Origin of the sequence: Enteractinococcus coprophilus, from assembly GCF_006716305.1 — a bacterium.
GTDB lineage: Bacteria > Actinomycetota > Actinomycetes > Actinomycetales > Micrococcaceae > Yaniella > Yaniella coprophila.
In genome coordinates, this window is record NZ_VFOU01000001.1 from 217,132 (window position 1) to 232,978 (window position 15,847).

12 protein-coding genes, 1 tRNA gene and 1 pseudogene are annotated in these 15,847 nt (G+C 58.6%); 11 read left to right on the forward strand and 3 right to left on the reverse strand.

Translation table 11 applies throughout. The features are described from left to right. The first annotated feature begins 40 nt into the window (after positions 1 to 40). Together FB556_RS01040 and FB556_RS01045 are read left to right on the forward strand one after the other, a co-directional pair. Complete coding sequence (locus FB556_RS01040; RefSeq protein WP_141863947.1) at positions 41 to 742, forward strand: DNA alkylation repair protein; 702 nt, start codon at positions 41 to 43, stop codon at positions 740 to 742. Between the two features lie 67 nt (positions 743 to 809). Further along, positions 810 to 1,985, forward strand: coding sequence for a MalY/PatB family protein (locus tag FB556_RS01045; protein ID WP_170200311.1), 1,176 nt, complete (start codon positions 810 to 812; stop codon positions 1,983 to 1,985). A 149-nt stretch (positions 1,986 to 2,134) separates the two neighbouring features. Here FB556_RS01045 and FB556_RS01050 read toward each other — a convergent pair whose 3' ends face one another. Then, positions 2,135 to 2,581 (reverse strand): acyl-CoA thioesterase, encoded by a 447-nt coding sequence (locus tag FB556_RS01050; RefSeq protein ID WP_141863951.1) that lies wholly within the window; start codon positions 2,579 to 2,581, stop codon positions 2,135 to 2,137. Positions 2,582 to 2,767: 186 nt separating this feature from the next. Between FB556_RS01050 and fdnG the strand changes: the two genes are divergently transcribed. From fdnG to nrfD, 3 genes are read left to right on the forward strand one after another with little or no spacing between them, the layout of a single operon-like run. After that, the gene (gene fdnG, locus FB556_RS01060; protein ID WP_246057137.1) at positions 2,768 to 6,016 is read left to right on the forward strand and encodes a formate dehydrogenase-N subunit alpha; all 3,249 of its coding nucleotides are present in this window, start codon (positions 2,768 to 2,770) and stop codon (positions 6,014 to 6,016) included. Between the two features lie 34 nt (positions 6,017 to 6,050). Continuing rightward, on the forward strand, positions 6,051 to 7,070 hold the full coding sequence (locus FB556_RS01065) for a 4Fe-4S dicluster domain-containing protein (protein ID WP_141865231.1): 1,020 nt from the start codon (positions 6,051 to 6,053) through the stop codon (positions 7,068 to 7,070). Then, on the forward strand, positions 7,067 to 8,164 hold the full coding sequence (nrfD, locus tag FB556_RS01070) for an NrfD/PsrC family molybdoenzyme membrane anchor subunit (protein WP_141863957.1): 1,098 nt from the start codon (positions 7,067 to 7,069) through the stop codon (positions 8,162 to 8,164). Before FB556_RS01065 ends, nrfD begins: the two co-directional genes overlap by 4 nt. Here nrfD and selD read toward each other — a convergent pair. Next, entirely contained in the window at positions 8,161 to 9,165 is a 1,005-nt protein-coding gene (selD, locus tag FB556_RS01075) for a selenide, water dikinase SelD (protein ID WP_141863959.1), read from the reverse strand. The two genes, nrfD and selD, sit on opposite strands and share 4 nt — an antisense overlap. 88 nt (positions 9,166 to 9,253) lie before the next feature. On the opposite strand from selD, the gene FB556_RS01080 reads away from it, so the two are divergent. From FB556_RS01080 to FB556_RS13835, 6 genes are all read left to right on the forward strand, one after another. Continuing rightward, positions 9,254 to 9,349 (forward strand) — tRNA-Sec (locus FB556_RS01080). A 33-nt stretch (positions 9,350 to 9,382) separates the two neighbouring features. Beyond that, positions 9,383 to 10,699: an L-seryl-tRNA(Sec) selenium transferase gene (selA, locus tag FB556_RS01085; RefSeq protein ID WP_342774639.1), complete on the forward strand. Its 1,317-nt coding sequence runs from the start codon at positions 9,383 to 9,385 to the stop codon at positions 10,697 to 10,699. Then, positions 10,696 to 12,489: a selenocysteine-specific translation elongation factor gene (selB, locus tag FB556_RS01090; protein ID WP_141863963.1), complete on the forward strand. Its 1,794-nt coding sequence runs from the start codon at positions 10,696 to 10,698 to the stop codon at positions 12,487 to 12,489. Before selA ends, selB begins: the two co-directional genes overlap by 4 nt. An 88-nt stretch (positions 12,490 to 12,577) precedes the next feature. Then, positions 12,578 to 13,363, forward strand: a complete 786-nt coding sequence (locus FB556_RS01095) for a fumarylacetoacetate hydrolase family protein (protein WP_141863965.1) — start codon at positions 12,578 to 12,580, stop codon at positions 13,361 to 13,363. A gap of 29 nt (positions 13,364 to 13,392) precedes the next feature. Then, positions 13,393 to 14,205 (forward strand): HpcH/HpaI aldolase family protein, encoded by an 813-nt coding sequence (locus FB556_RS01100; RefSeq protein ID WP_141863967.1) that lies wholly within the window; start codon positions 13,393 to 13,395, stop codon positions 14,203 to 14,205. Between the two features lie 481 nt (positions 14,206 to 14,686). Next, positions 14,687 to 15,001: a DUF6457 domain-containing protein gene (locus FB556_RS13835; protein ID WP_379984591.1), complete on the forward strand. Its 315-nt coding sequence runs from the start codon at positions 14,687 to 14,689 to the stop codon at positions 14,999 to 15,001. 360 nt (positions 15,002 to 15,361) lie between these two features. On the opposite strand, the pseudogene mobA reads toward FB556_RS13835, so the two are convergent. After that, positions 15,362 to 15,811, reverse strand: a pseudogene (gene mobA, locus FB556_RS13840) (molybdenum cofactor guanylyltransferase); the annotation flags it as partial. Between the last annotated feature and the right edge of the window lie 36 nt (positions 15,812 to 15,847).

Here is a 15,847-nt window from a genome sequence, read left to right on the forward strand (position 1 = left end):
TGAGCCTTATGCTTGAACCAACAAGTATTTGGAGGAGACCATGGCAACGCCTATCCCACCACCCGCCGTTACTGTCGAAGAGATTCTCGCGGAGCTTGACGCGCTTGATGATCCTAAAATGCGTGCAGTCAATGAACGGCACGGCAACGACATCGGTGTCAATCTCTCCCAGCTGCGTGCCATCGCCAAACGGCTGAAAACTCAACTCGAGTTCGCCCAGCAGCTCTGGGCCACCGGTGACTCCCAAGCTCGGCTGGTGGCCATTTTGATCAGCAGTCCGAAGAAATACACCGCCGAACAACTCGATACGATGCTCCGAGAAACACGGGTACCCAAAGTTCACGACTGGTTCATCAACTACATTTTGAAAAAGAACCCCGAATCCGAGTCCCGACGGATTCCCTGGATGGACGACGTCGACGAATTCGTCGCCAGCGCCGGGTGGGCTTTGACCAGCCACGCCGTGGCCCAACGAGTAGAAAACCTCAAGATCGCGGAACTGCTCGACGCTATTGAAGCTGAAATGAAACTCGCACCGGATCGACTGCAGTGGTTCATGAACGAATGTTTGGCCAGCATTGGTATTCACTACCCGAAATACCGTGCCCGAGCCATTGAAATCGGCGAACGCTTGGAAGTGCTCAAGGACTATCCCACTCCCCCGAACTGCACCTCCCCGTATGCACCGATCTGGATTCACGAGATGGTCACACGCAACGAAGGCGCCAGCGAGGTCACGTAGTCAGCCAACAACTCCTATCATCTACCACCTCTCGCATTCTGTAGAACTGCCATCTATCGTGGTGGCTATGACGGATACAGCGCACCCAACAGCCGCCCATCTCTTCGACTTATCAGATAATCAACTGCGCGCTCGCGCAAGTCTCAAGTGGTCTACCGTCGAGCCCGACGTCTTACCGGCCTGGGTCGCCGAAATGGATGTGATGCTTGCGTCGCCGATCATCGACACCCTGCAGAACGCCCTGCTACGCCACGATGCCGGCTACCCCGGTGAGTCAGACGACGTCGTGCAAGCTTTCACCAGTTTCGCTCATGACCGCTGGGATTGGCATATCGAACCGGATCACATCAGTTTCCATGTCGACGCCGCCACTGCCGCGTCAAAACTGATGCGCCACTACGCCGGACCAGACCGTTCAGTACTCATCATGCCACCCGTCTACAACCGGTTTTATGATTGGCTTGCCGGCAGCGGGGTCAAACCGGTGGAAGTACCTTTGACTGATGTCCCCAACGGCGGCTTCTTTGATTTGGACGGTATTGAGGCCGGACTCAACGCTGGGACCAAAGTCATTTTATTGTGCAACCCACACAACCCGCTGGGCAGGGTCTTTTCACAACACGAGCTCAGCGAATTAGCAGAGCTCGCCCATCGATATGACGCCGTGGTGCTGTCTGATGAAATCCACGCGCCCATGGTGTATCAGGGAGTGGAATTCACACCGTGGCTCACTGTATCTGATGCGGCACGGAACACAGGCATCGCACTGCACACTGCAACTAAGTCCTGGAATTTTGCTGGCCTCAAATGCGGTATCGCCATTCGATCAGCAACCGGTCCGTGGCCTGCTGAACTTGACCCTACGATGACGCGTACCGACACCGGCTTCTGGGGACTTTTAGCCACCGAAGCCTCATTCAGAGATTCCCGCCCCTGGATCGATACCGTCCGTGCCCACTTCCAAGAGCAAACCCAGCACCTCACGAAGTTGGTAGCCGAACACCTTCCCGGCGTCACGTTCCACCCGCCACAAGCCAGTTTCTTGGCGTGGCTGAATTTCCGCGACACTGAGCTCACCGAGGAACCTGCTGACTACTTCTTACGCGAGGCCCGCGTTGCGCTGAGCCCCGGTGTGAACTTTGGAGACGCCGGACGTGGCTATGCACGACTAAATATGGGCACCTCCACGGAGCGGCTGGAACGCATTATTGCAGCGATGGGCGTAGCCTGGCCACCACGCTAAGCCCCGCTGCAGCGTTCGATTGTAGTGCCGACATGCAGGATGGACCGTTTCTTCGAGGACTACGGGTGTAGCGCCACCGTGCAGCTGGTCAGATCATACATATCCCACAAGGAGTTATCGTCTTATAGGAACGGTGTCAGACTTCGTATTTAGTCTGGGGAGTGACTAAACGCCGGTCCGGCATGAACTTCGAGTATTTGGCGATATGCGGCATCGTGTGGTTTCGGTCGACCCGTATCTGCATCGGTAACTACCATGGTGATTTCCAGGTAGACGCAGGGATGATCGTTTTGTGATAGGAGGTGTGCGAATACAAATGATGTGCGCCCGATCTTTGGGACCCACACCCAGACCGTGGTTTCTTTACCATAATGCACTTCGCGGTCAAAGCTGGTGTTGAGCGCTCGTACCACCCGTCGAAGCCCGCTGGAGCCAGGGACGGCATCCATCCATTGCTTGGTCGCCCTGATCCGTGCTTCCTCTAACAGGGTCAAGATCCGCGCGTTATTCACGTGCCCGTTAACATCTTGGTCAGACCACCGCAGCTGCACGTCGATCGGGGTCGCAAGGGTCTTGATGTGGTCGAAGTTCGACACTAGTTGTTACTCCTGCCTGTCTCATATTTTGCTTTGGACACCGGGTGCGTCCCGTCTTCGGCCATCTGGACTAGGAAGGTGACGTCAAAGCATGACGTCACGGATAGCATATGAAAATACTGACACGTAGCCGATCGATAGCAATACCCCTCCCAACTTGGGAAAAGCTCTGTTAGTGTTATCCTCATGGCACGGTTCTCAGTTCTCGGTTGGCCGGTGTTCCGCCAGGCCAAGTCTAAAGACAAACTGGGGCGCGGTCCGGCGGTTGAATCGCCGAAATATGCAAATATGCGCCCTCGCACGGAAGACGCTGACAAAGTCGTTCAAAGCGTTTGTCCGTACTGTGCGGTGGGCTGCGGTCAGCGCATCTATGTCAAAGACGATGAGGTCATCCACATCGAAGGTGACCCCGACTCGCCGATCTCGCGCGGCCGGTTGTGTCCGAAGGGTGCTGCATCTGAGCAGCTTGTCAACACCCCGGTTCGACAGAAAACAATCCTCTACCGCCGGCCCTATGGCACGGATTGGGAAGAGCTTGATCTCGAGACCGCAATGGAAATGATCACGGAGCGCTTCTTAGAAGCTCGCCGGAATCACTGGGAAGATTTTGATGAACATGGTTCGCCAGTTAACCGCACGATGGGGATTGCTTCCCTTGGCGGGGCAACCATCGATAACGAAGAAAACTACCTGATCAAGAAATTGTTTTCGGCTGCCGGTGCGGTGCAGATCGAGAACCAAGCCAGGATTTGACACTCTTCCACAGTTCCTAGTTTAGGAGCTTCCTTTGGGCGTGGCGGTGCCACCCAGCCATTGCAAGATATGGCGAATGCAGACCTGGTATGGATTCAGGGTTCAAACATGGCTGAAGCACACCCCGTTGGGTTCCAGTGGGTTGCTGAAGCCAAGGCTCGCGGAGCCAAACTTGTCCACGTTGACCCACGTTTCACCAGAACATCGGCCATGGCGGATAAACACGTCCACATTCGTGCTGGTACCGACATCGCGCTGCTCGGTGGACTGATCCGCCACGTGATCGAAAACGACATGTGGTTCAAGGAATACGTCACCCACTACACCAACGCGGCACATCTGGTCGACGAAGGTTACCAAGACACCGAAGACCTCGATGGTCTGTTCTCTGGGTTCGACAAAGATACCGGCGGGTACGACAACGCCACGTGGCAATACGAAAAGGACCCCTATGAGGCCGACGGTATTGCCAAGGACATGACCTTGCAGCACCCGCGCTCGGTCTTTCAGATCCTGCGTCGCCACTACTCGCGCTACACCCCTGAGATGGTTGGCAACGTCACCGGTATCAAGACGGAAGACTTCCTGGAGCTCGCCGAGCTGATAGGCAAGAATTCGGGTCGCGAACGTACGACCGTGATGGCCTATGCGCTGGGGTGGACCCAGCACTCGATGGGCTCGCAGTTCATTCGCACTGCCGCGATCCTGCAGTTACTGTTAGGAAATATGGGTCGTCCTGGTGGCGGTATTATGGCGCTGCGTGGTCACGCGACCATCCAGGGTTCTTCGGATATCCCAACACTGTTCAACCTGCTGCCGGGCTACCTACCATTCCCGGTTGCCGGCAAGCATGACACGTTGCGCGATTACCTTGATGATGCCGTCCCCAAGGACCAGAAGGGTTTCTGGTCCAATGGCGACGCCTACATGGTCTCGTTGCTCAAAGCATGGTTCGGCGACGACGCGACTGAAGAAAACGACTTCGGATATCAGTACCTGCCGCGTCTGACCGGTGCCCACGGCACGTATCAGACCCTGATGCGGATGTTTGATAAGAGTGTCGACGGCTATTTCGTCCTTGGTCAAAACCCTGCGGTCGGCTCAGCCAACGGGCGCATGCAGCGCCTGGGGATGTCGAATCTGAAATGGATGGTCGTTCGCGACTTCCAGCTCATCGAGACGGCAACCTGGTGGAAAGAAGGACCCGAGATTGCCACCGGTGAGTTGAAGACCGAAGACATCGCGACCGAGGTCTTCTTCATGCCGGCTGCCAACCACACGGAAAAAGCCGGGACTTTCACGCAGACCCAGCGGCTGGTCCAGTGGCGCCACCAGGCGATCACACCTCCTGGGGATGCGCGCTCAGAACTCGAGTTCTTCTACGACCTTGGCGTCAGGCTCAAAGAAAAGCTCAAAGACTCGACCGATCCACGCGACAAACCGCTGCAGGCCATGACCTGGGATTACCCGGTCGATGAGCACGGTGAACCATCCGCCGAAGCCGTCCTGAAAGAAATCAACGGTTACTACACGACCGGACCGAATGCCGGCAAGCCGGTAGATAACTTCAACCAGTACAAGGCCGACGGTTCAACCGCCGGAGGTTGCTGGATATACGCCGGCGTCTACGCCGGTGGCATTAACCATGCAGCCAACCGCGTGCCGGGTAAAGATCAAGACGAGATGGCACACCAGTGGGCCTGGGCGTGGCCGGCCAACCGTCGCATCCTCTACAACCGAGCCTCAGCGGACCTGGATGGCAACCCGTGGTCCGAGCGCAAGAAGCTCGTGTGGTGGGATGAAGAACAAGAAGTTTGGACCGGGAAAGACGTGCCCGACTTCCCGATCAAACGCCCACCATCGACCAAGACCGCTCACGACACCCATGGTCCGGATGCGCTGGCCGGTGACGATCCGTTCATCATGCAGTCCGACGGTAAGGGTTGGTTGTTCGCGCCCAAGGGCATGAACGATGGACCAATGCCGACGCACTTCGAACCGGCCGAGTCACCAGTGACAAACCCGTTATATCCGCAGCAGGAATCGCCATCGCGAGTACTGATTACCTCGCGTGGCAACCAGTTGGCACCGGCAGGTGATCAACCCGGCGCTGAGGTCTTCCCGCACGTGTTTACCACCTACCGTCTGACCGAACATCAAACGGCCGGTGGCATGAGCCGGTTCTTGCCCTACCTCTCAGAACTCCAACCAGAAATGTTCGTGGAGGTCTCCCAAGAACTCGCGGCTGAAGCCGGGCTGGAGCCCTACGGTTGGGCGACGATCGCGTCGCCACGCGGTGCGATCGAAGCCAAAGTCTTGGTAACTCAGCGGATGCAACCGGTAGTCGCCGGGGGCAAGACCGTCCACCAGATCGGTATGCCGTTCCACTTCGGCGTCGGGAACCAAGCCTTGGTGACTGGTGACAGCGTCAACGACCTGCTAGGGATGACCCTGGATCCGAACGTGTATATCCAATCGGCCAAGGCGGTAGCGTGTACGATCATGCCGGGCCGCCGTCCGCGAGGCCCTGCCCTCGTGAAATTCGTGGAAGATCTTCGAGAACAGGCCGGTATCACGGTGCTGACCGGACATCGACGGCTGACGTTTGAACGCGATGCTGAGACCATGGAAGTATCCGATCCACCAACACTGACCGATCCCGAGCCTCACACAGGAGAATAACGTGGTTGATTTCCTCGAGCGTCCCGGCGAGCTGATGGAAGCCTACGGGCAAGATACCGAGCGCAAGGGCTTCTTTACTGACACGTCGATCTGTATCGGGTGTAAAGCGTGCGAGGTGGCCTGTAAGGAGTGGAACCAGAACCCGATGAAGGGTGATCTGGAAATTCTGGGGTCCTCCTATGACAACACCGGAAGCCTGGGGGCGAATACCTGGCGCCACGTTGCGTTCATCGAACAGGGCCAAGAACAAATCGACAAGGCCCGTGAATCTGGCGCGCGATTGGTTGGTCTCGGGATGCCAGCCTTTGGCGCTCCGGAAACGCGCGAACCGAATACCACCGAGGATCTAGGCATGCCAGAATTCGGCTCGCCCGGGGTCCGCATCAAAAACAAGGTCGACAACCCGCCGAATCCTGATACCCCGGAATTCCGGTGGCTGATGAGTTCGGATGTGTGCAAGCACTGTACATATGCCGGGTGCCTGGATGTGTGCCCGACCGGCGCGCTGTACCGGACCGAGTATGGCACCGTCGTGGTCCAGGACGATATCTGCAATGGCTGCGGAACCTGTGTGGCTGGTTGCCCGTTTGGGGTTATCGAACGTCGCGATACCGGCACAATTCACACCAAGCCAGATCGCGTCGACTCGCGGTATTCAATGGACGTCAAACACAAGGGCACAGCCAAGAAGTGCACCTTCTGCTTTGATCGCATGGTCGATGGACAGACTCCTGCGTGTGCCCAGACCTGTCCAACACAGTCGATCCAGTACGGTGGCCGCGAAGAAATGGTTGACAACGCCAAGAAACGCGTCACGGCCATGCACGAAAAAGGCCTCACCGAAGCGCGTCTCTATGGTGCCAATCCTAACGACGGCGTCGGCGGTATCGGATCGGTCTTCCTCCTGCTGGATGAACCCGAAGTCTATGGTCTGCCACCGGATCCTCAGGTGCCTACCAAAGACCTGCCGAAGATGTATAAGAAGGTCGGTATCGCTGCCGCTGGTATGTTAGCCGCTGCTGCGACCGCATTTCTAGGAGCCCGCAAGAAGTGACCCTGTCTGAATTTGACGCCTATCGGCCCGAAAACGAACCGCGTCGCAAAAGGCGCCGCAATCGCCCACCCGGCAAACGCCGTGGGGGCGGTAACGGCGACGGTGCGCGCGAAATGCCGATGGTCGAAGACGTTGAATTCGCAGACTCGTACTACGGTCGTCCCATTGTCAAAGCCCCACCCTGGGACGATAAAATCTCCGCTTACCTATTTTTAGGTGGCGTGGCAGGCGGTTCGGCGATGTTAGCGGTCGGTGCCGACCGTATCGGTTTCGACAAGCTGCGGCGCAACACTCGACTGACCGCGCTGGGGGCCACTATTGGCGGGACCGTATTTTTGATCCTGGACCTGGGGCGGCCCGAACGTTTCCACCACATGCTACGCACCTTCAAACCTGCCTCCCCGATGAACATGGGAACCTGGATCTTGAGCTCTTTCGGGATGGGTGCAGGCGTGGTCGCGGCCATCGAAGTCGACCAGTTGACAGGTCAGAAGATCCCATTGGGTGTGCTGCGTAAAGTTGTCTACGCGTTCGAAAAACCAGCAGCATTATTAGCCGCCGTCATGGGGGCGCCCCTGGCCTCATATACCGGGGCTTTGCTGGCCGATACCTCGGTTCCGACCTGGAACGGCGGTAAAGATAATCTGTCGTACCTTTTCGTTTCTTCCGCAGCGATGGCATCCTCTGGGTTCGCGCTCATAACCACACCAACATCCCAAACCCGCCCCGCCCGGACGTTTGCGACTCTTGGCGCCGTCGCTGAGCTCTTCTTTTCTGAAAAGCTCACCGCCGATATGCACCCGGTCGAAGCCGAGCCGCTCCAGACCGGGCGTCCGGCACGCAAACTGCGCTGGGCCCAAGCACTCACCATCGCAGGCGGAGTTGGTGCAGCGCTTCTGAGTCGCAACCGCATTGCAGCCATCGCATCAGGAACCGCCCTCGCCACGGCATCGATGCTGACCCGTTCGGCCATCATGGAAGCCGGGATCAACTCGACCAAGGACCCACGCCACGTTGTGGAACCGCAACGCGACCGGCTGGCCGCCCGCCGCGCTAAGGGTATTGTAGACGACTCGATTACGACGGTCGGTTAGCGAACTTCAACCACACCAGCGCGATCTGTGGTGTACCCGATGACTGGATAGCCTGGTAATTCACCAACAACTAACAGACCACCAGATGTTTGAGCATCAGCCAGGACCAACAGGTCATCTTCCGTAACGGCCTCGCCTGTTTCAACGTTTGGAGACACCCACTCCAGGTTGCGTCGGGAGCCACCCGAGACAAAGCCGTCGCGTAGCGCTTCGGCAGCGCCGTCGACCAGCGGGACAGCACTGCGATCAATAACTGCACCGGTGCCGGAAGCACGCATCATCTTGTACAGGTGGCCCAGCAGACCGAATCCGGTCACGTCAGTTGCGGCCTTGATTCCCGCAGCAACCGCTTGCTCTGCAGCAGCCTTATTCAGCGTGGTCATGGTCGCGATTGCTTCTTCAAAGACCTCACCGGTAGCTTTATGACGGTTATTCAACAATCCCAAACCGATCGGCTTGGTCAAGGTCAACGGAAGCCCAGCTGTGGCACCATCGTTGCGCATCAGCTGATCGACTTTCGCCACGCCGGTAACGGCCATGCCGTATTTGGGCTCGGGATCGTCGACGGTGTGGCCACCGATCACCGGGCATCCAGCTTCCTTACCCACAGCCAGTCCACCGGCGAGCACCTCGGACATCAGCTCAGCCGGCAGAACACCTCGCGGCCAGCCCATTAGGTTGATGGCAACGATCGGGCTGCCGCCCATTGCATAAATATCGCTCATCGCATTCGCTGCGGCAATTCGACCCCAGTCATAGCCTGAGTCGACCACTGGCGTGAAAAAGTCCGCCGTCGACAAGATCGCGGTATCGCCATCCAATCGGACAGCTGCGGCATCGTCGCCGTCGTCAACGCCGACAATCACGTGGTCATAGTCTTGACCGGCGAGCTGCGCCACGGCCTCCTCGAGTTCACCGGGTGGGATCTTGCAGGCGCACCCGCCGCCGGACGCAGTTGTGGTTAGTCGCGGAAGTGTGGTCTGTTCAAATGTTTCAGTCATGCCACCCAGTATAGGAACGGGCCAGCTTCTGTGACAGGAACCTTGATCTATGGGATCAAACAGAATAAACGTGATAGTTTGAAGTTTTGGAGGCGTCAGGGTTCCTGGTGGTCCCCGCGGTCTTCAAAACCGACGAGACCAAGTAGCTTGGTCTGGCGGGTTCGATTCCCGTCCGCCTCCGCCAGAACCGGTTGATGTGCGATGAAAGGACCGTTTGTTGGCTGCAGATCCGCGCCGCGCGATTCCCTCGACCGACCGACTGCTAGCTCTGCCTGAAGTGCAAGCCGCAAGCACCCGGCTGGCACCACACGTCATTCGACGCATCATCACAGATGTGCAAAACGATGCCCGGCACGGTGAACTGGCTCCCGACGACGTCGCCACAATCATTACCACCAGGCTTGAGGCTACGCACCCAACCCGGTTATCTCCGGTACTCAATGCCACCGGCGTCATCATCCACACCAATCTCGGGCGGGCTCCTCTATCGAAGGCTGCACGCGAAGCCCTGATAACTGCGGCGGGATACGTGGATTTGGAACTTGACCTGCGCGATGGAAAACGCTCCAAACGTGGCATGTGGGCCAAGGCCGCGTTACTCTCTGCGGTGCCAGAAGCCGAAGATGCGCTCGTGGTCAATAATGGGGCTGCCGCGCTCTCGCTGGCAACGACGACCTTATCTGTTGCCCAGCACCTACCAGAGGTGGTGATTAGTCGCGGTGAGCTGGTAGAGATCGGTGCGGGATTCCGCTTACCGGATCTGATTGTCTCGGCTGGCGTAGAGCTGGCTGAAGTCGGCATGACGAATCGGACCAATATCAATGACTACCGGTCGGCAATTACCGAACGCACCGGCGCGATGCTGAAGGTGCATCCGTCCAATTACTGGATCGGTGGGTTCAACGCATCGGTTGAAATCAAAGAGCTTGCGCAGCTGGCCCGCGAGCACAACCTGCCGCTAATCGTGGATGTCGGCTCCGGGCTGGTCGAATCCGATGAAGTACTCACCGATGAACCGACCATGTCAGCAGCGTTGCGCGACGGCGCCGACGTCGTGATTGCTAGCGGCGACAAACTCCTCGGCGGACCGCAGGCCGGGATTCTGTTGGGTAAGACAGAGATCATCGAACAGCTGGCGAAACACCCGTTGGCCCGAGCATTCAGAGCCGATAAGTTCACCCTGGCGGCTCTGGAAGCAACCCTGAATTCGCCATCGACGCCCATACACGACGCGCTGCATGCGGACTCCGATACACTCCGCGAGCGCAGTCAAAGCATCGCCAGTCAGCTGGGCGTCGATGTGGTGGCGCACGATGGTCGAGTCGGTGGTGGTGGCGGCGCCGGCGTTCCGCTGCCCGGCTGGGCGATTCGTCTGCCCGAGTCTTATGCATATCCGCTTCGCAACGGCACCCCGGCAATTTTGCCCCGGGTCGCAGACGGTCAGTGTCTGGTCGACCTGCGCTGCGTGCCCGCGGATCAAGATGAGGCTCTGCTGACCCGGCTACGTGAGGCCGCCGATGAGGTAGCACTGTGACCCAGCGGTTCGTGATTGCTACCGCGGGCCACGTGGATCACGGCAAATCTGCACTGGTTCGCGCGCTGACCGGCACAGAGCCCGACCGGTGGGACGAGGAACGCGAGCGCGGACTCACCATCGATTTAGGTTTTGCCGAAATGACACTGGACTCTGGGCGCTCGGTGTCCTTTGTTGATGTGCCCGGCCACGAACGCTTCTTGGGCAATATGCTGGCCGGACTCGGCCCAGCGCCGATTGTGTGCCTGGTCGTGTCCGCGGATGACGGTTGGTCTGCCCAGACCTCCGAACACCGCGACGCCATAGCGGCCCTGGGGATTGACACCGGGCTGGTCGTTATTTCAAAGCTTGATCTAGCACCGGATAACGTTGAGATCGTGACCCAGCAAATCCGCGAGGAACTCGCGGACACTGCGCTGGCTGAGGCTCCGATCGTGGCCGTTTCAGCGCTCGCTGGCACCGGTTTGGATACCTTCCCGCAGGAGCTCGACGGAATACTCAACGGTATTGACTCCCCCGATACCTCGGCGCCCATCAGGTACTGGGTGGATCGCAGCTTTGCGGTCAAGGGCGCGGGCACTGTGGTCACTGGCACGCTGGCGGCCGGGACCCTTCGAATCAATGACGTGCTGCAGCTGTCGGGAACTGATACCCAGGCGACGGTTCGCAACCTACAAAGCCACGGCAGTTCAGCGAATGAACTCACCCCGGTAACTCGAGCAGCGGTCAATCTGCGCGGTGTCGACGCCGAGAACATCACTCGTGGCGACGTCCTGGTCACCCCGGGCGCGTGGTTTCACACGGAGGTCGTCGACGTCGTCGGCACACCGGGGGTCGATTTCACTGACCTGGCCCAAGAGTTCTCCGTCCATATTGGGACGGCAACGGCCTACGTTCACTGTCGACCGCTCGGAACGAATTTTGCGCGGCTCACTTTGGATCGCGCGCTGCCTCTCCACGTGGGCGACCGCCTCATCCTGCGCGGGACCGGCCAACGGCTCATCACCGGTGGAGCAACTGTGTTGGACGTCGACCCACCAACGCTCCGTCGTCGTGGGGCGGCCAAACGGCGAGCCGAAACTCTTGGCCAGCTTGGTGCCGCTAACCATCTCGAAGTCGAAATCACCCGGCGTGGTGCGATCGAACAGGCGAGCCTCGATGCAATGGGCATTCCGGTCCCCGATCCTCTTCCGGAAACCGTCCTGAACCATGACGAATGGTTTATTCACCGCGAGCGTTTGGCCGCCTGGGCGCGGCAGCTTCGTGACGCTGTGGCGGCACAATACGAGCGCGATCCTGCGGCCGGTGGGATCAGCCAGCAGGCCGCCGTCCATCTGCTGGAACTCCCACATAGAAATCTGCTACAGCTGGTCGTAGAGCATGCCGAACTGGCGGAGCGCAGTGGCCGCGTGACCGACCCAGGGCTAAAACCGACGCTAGGCGCAGCCGAAGCGGCGGTTGTCCAACTTGAGCGCCGACTCCTGGCTGACCCCTTCACCGCTCCAACCGCCGATGAACTCGCCGAGCTGGGCCTGAGCGATAAAGAACTGGCCGCCGCAGCCCACCAACAGCGGCTGCTCCGTCTGCCTGACAATATTGTGCTGCACCCCAAAACCCCCGCGATGGCGATGCGTAAACTGGTCCGCCTGGAGCAACCCTTTACCGCAGCCGATGCCCGGCAGGCTCTGGGCACGACCCGACGCACGCTCATCCCGCTGCTGGAACATTTAGATGCCCGCGGCTGGACGCAACGCTTGGACGGCAACCTGCGCAAAGTCAGTGGCCGATAGCCTCACTGAACAAAACGATGTCTTTGCCCACCCGAAACTCGTTTCGTATACGATTAACCCCAGGCTTTTCTATCTCATAAGGAGTCCGATGTTAGACCACGAAACCCACGTCAAAATCGCTGACGAACTACACCAGGCCAACATTGACCGCACCCCGGTCCCGCTGCTGACCAAGCGCTACCCCGAGATGGTCATCGAAGATTCCTACGCCATCCAGAAAATTTGGGCCGACCGCCAGATTGAAGCTGGGCGCCGCAAAGTCGGCCACAAAATTGGGCTGACCTCCAAGGCCATGCAGGCCGCAACCGGCATTGATGAACCCGACTACGGCGTCATCTTTGACGACCAGGTGTTTGAATCCGGACATGTGTTCGAGTGGAAGAAATACACCCACCCGCGCATCGAAATCGAATTAGCCTTCGTACTAAAAGACGACCTGCGCGGCCCCAACGTCAACATCTTCGACGTGCTGCGCGCAACCGAATACGTCACCCCCGCGCTGGAGGTCCTGGACGCACATATCGAGATGGAAGGCCGTACGATTACCGACACCATCTCGGACAATGCAGCCTTAGGCGCCATGGTATTGGGTGGCACCCCGGTCAAACCGGAAGATATCGATCTGCGTTGGATTGGTGGAGCCCTGTGGCGCAATAATGAAATCATGGAAACCGGCCTATCCGCCGGCATTCTGGGTCACCCAGCCAACGGCGTGCACTGGCTCGCCAACCGCCTGGCCGGTCACGACGATTATCTAGAAGCCGGCGAAATCATCCTGGCCGGTTCCTTCACCCGCTACATGTGGGTCTATGAAGGCGATACGGTCTTCGCCGAATTCGGTCCGCTGGGCAGCATCGGCATCCAGTTCGAATAACACTTCACGACGACGAAGGAGACTCGCCCATGGCTTTGACCCCGCGCCCCTCTTTGAAAACCCTGTTCACCGACGAAGCCAAGGCCCAGCGTAATCGTGCAGCCGCCGGCATATTCCTGTCCTCCGGGGATGCTGGCATCGCCGAGATCGTCGCCGGTGCCGGGATGGACTACTTGCTGATCGACGCCGAGCACTCTCCGCTGAGCCTGGAATCCGTCCAATCCCAGCTGCGTGCTCTTGCCGCCTATGATTCGATCCCGGTCGTGCGCATCCCGGAAAATAACACCACGTTGATCAAGCAGTACCTCGACTTGGGCGCCCAGTCGCTGATCATCCCGATGATCTTCACCCCCGACGACGCCCGCAAGGCCGCGGCTGCGGTCGCCTACCCGCCCGAAGGTGTACGTGGCATCGGCTCGGCGCTAGCCCGCTCAGGTGCTTGGGGTCGCTATCCGGACTACCTGACCACCGCGCGAGAAACCATCACCCTGACCATCCAGATCGAAACCGCCGAGGCCCTCGAACACCTCGACGAGATCCTGGCGGTCAAGGGCATTGACGGGATCTTCATTGGCCCCTCCGACCTATCCGCCTCGATGGGTTACACCGGGCAGCAAAACCACCCGGACGTTGTAGCCGCCGCTAAGAACGTCATCGCCAAGGCCAAAGCCGCCGGGCTGTTCGCCGGGGTCAACGCGTTCAACCCCGATCAGGCCCAGGACTACGTCGATGCCGGAGCCGACTTCGTCAACGTTGGTGCCGACGTCGCCTTGTTGGCACGTGCAACCGAACAGCTTGCTGCCAAGTGGACCACCGTAGAAACGGCCACCACCAGCTACTAGCTCGATTCATTTCATACCGACGACGCCCAGTAACCATGATGGTTGCTGGGCGTTGTCGTTAGCTCGTGTTTTCCACAGGTGGTCGTTGAGGCCCTTGGTTATCCACAAATCGCACAGATTCGCTGACCTGCTGCTCAGGTCAGCACTACTGTTGCGGATATGAATCCACCTGACCCATTTTTTGACAAGATGCAGCAGTTGCTGAGACATGTAGAGTCGCTGCCACCTGTTACAACCGAGCTCGAAGCTCTTCAGCGGATCAGACGGATAGAACAATACCAACGGGCAGTGAGTGTTGTCCTACTCAGTCTTGTCCTGGAAAAATACGTGCCCTTAACCTCGAGATCACGTGAGCGTGCCGGCAGACTGATCACGTCATTCCTTCGGCCGCTATCAGACAAGCACTATGGACTCACACCGTTGAGCGCCTACCCGACGGCACACCTATCTCGGGGGCACTCACGTTGGCTAAGCTTGTCCTATGGGCAATCGATATGACATTTCGAAGTTCGACGAACTGACCGCTTGGGCCCAGCACGCGGCCGAGCAACTCCGGCTGAAACCGCTAACACAAAACGACGTCGATGCCGTGCTCACTGCCGCATCCCAAGCTTCAACCGGACTGGTGCGATCCGCCGGGCCCGTTGCCATGTATCTGGCCGGATTACTGGTCAGTACCGGACAAGCTCCCGACGTCGCCACCGCCTGCCAGATGGTCGGCAGACTCATGGATATCCCCAACCTGATGGTCGCCACCGACGACGGCAAGCACACGGTCCAGGGCCTCTCCGACTAATAACCCTTCTTGGCCACCCGCTAATTGACCGGCGAGAAACGCTGCGACCGCGGGGTTTGCTGCGGATGGTGCATACTTCACCTTGCGCGCGAAATCTAAAATCTCAGCCGTCTGACTAGGGCTCAATCCTGCCACGTTCTGACCGTGTTCGTCTTCAAATCGATCAACGGTGGTCAGTAGCGATTCTGGCACCGGGCGACCATCTGTGGTCGTGACTGCTCGGGCAAGATCATAGGGTGTATCGATATCGCGTAGCTCATCCGGATCACACTCGATCAATTCCGGGATCAGCCCCGAAAAGAGCGCACGCAGCGGCACCCCAGCAGGATCCTCCACACGTGCTGACTGAGCGCGCAACACCTCTTGTGGCCAGGCCGCACACAAATACTGCAGATGTCCGGTGGCATCCAGACAGCTGGTCACTTCGGCCCCGGCAACCGCACTGTCTACAAGCTTCCTCATCGTCGTTGCGGACAGGAAAGGCAGATCCCCGCCCAACAGAACTACGACATCTTCCGTCTGCGGGATCGTCTCCAATGCTGCAGCTACACCGGCCAGTGGACCAGAAAATGGCGGGTCTTCCCGCACAACCGTGACTTTATGTCGCAGATTTGGTGACAAACCATCATCCGTCCCAGCAATGACCACTTCGGCTTCAGGCACAGCAGCCCACAGGGTGGAAACTGTTCGGTCAATGACGCTACGACCATCAATAAGGATTCCCGGCTTGTGTCGTCCGCCCATCCGCGACGATCGACCCCCGGTCAAAATGACAGCGTGGACGGTGTGCTGTACGAACATGTTGAACATACCCCCGGGGATCAGCAAAGCATTAGGCCATTCAGG

What these genes read in the sequence shown, in the direction of transcription:
- FB556_RS01040 (WP_141863947.1), top strand. Translation starts at nt 41, where the DNA reads ATGGCAACGCCTATCCCACCACCCGCCGTTACTGTCGAAGAGATTCTC.
- FB556_RS13835 (WP_379984591.1), top strand. Translation starts at nt 14,687, where the DNA reads ATGGGCAATCGATATGACATTTCGAAGTTCGACGAACTGACCGCTTGG.
- FB556_RS01095 (WP_141863965.1), top strand. Translation starts at nt 12,578, where the DNA reads ATGTTAGACCACGAAACCCACGTCAAAATCGCTGACGAACTACACCAG.
- FB556_RS01045 (WP_170200311.1), top strand. Translation starts at nt 810, where the DNA reads ATGACGGATACAGCGCACCCAACAGCCGCCCATCTCTTCGACTTATCA.
- selD (WP_141863959.1), bottom strand. Translation starts at nt 9,165, where the DNA reads ATGACTGAAACATTTGAACAGACCACACTTCCGCGACTAACCACAACT.
- FB556_RS01100 (WP_141863967.1), top strand. Translation starts at nt 13,393, where the DNA reads ATGGCTTTGACCCCGCGCCCCTCTTTGAAAACCCTGTTCACCGACGAA.
- FB556_RS01065 (WP_141865231.1), top strand. Translation starts at nt 6,051, where the DNA reads ATGGAAGCCTACGGGCAAGATACCGAGCGCAAGGGCTTCTTTACTGAC.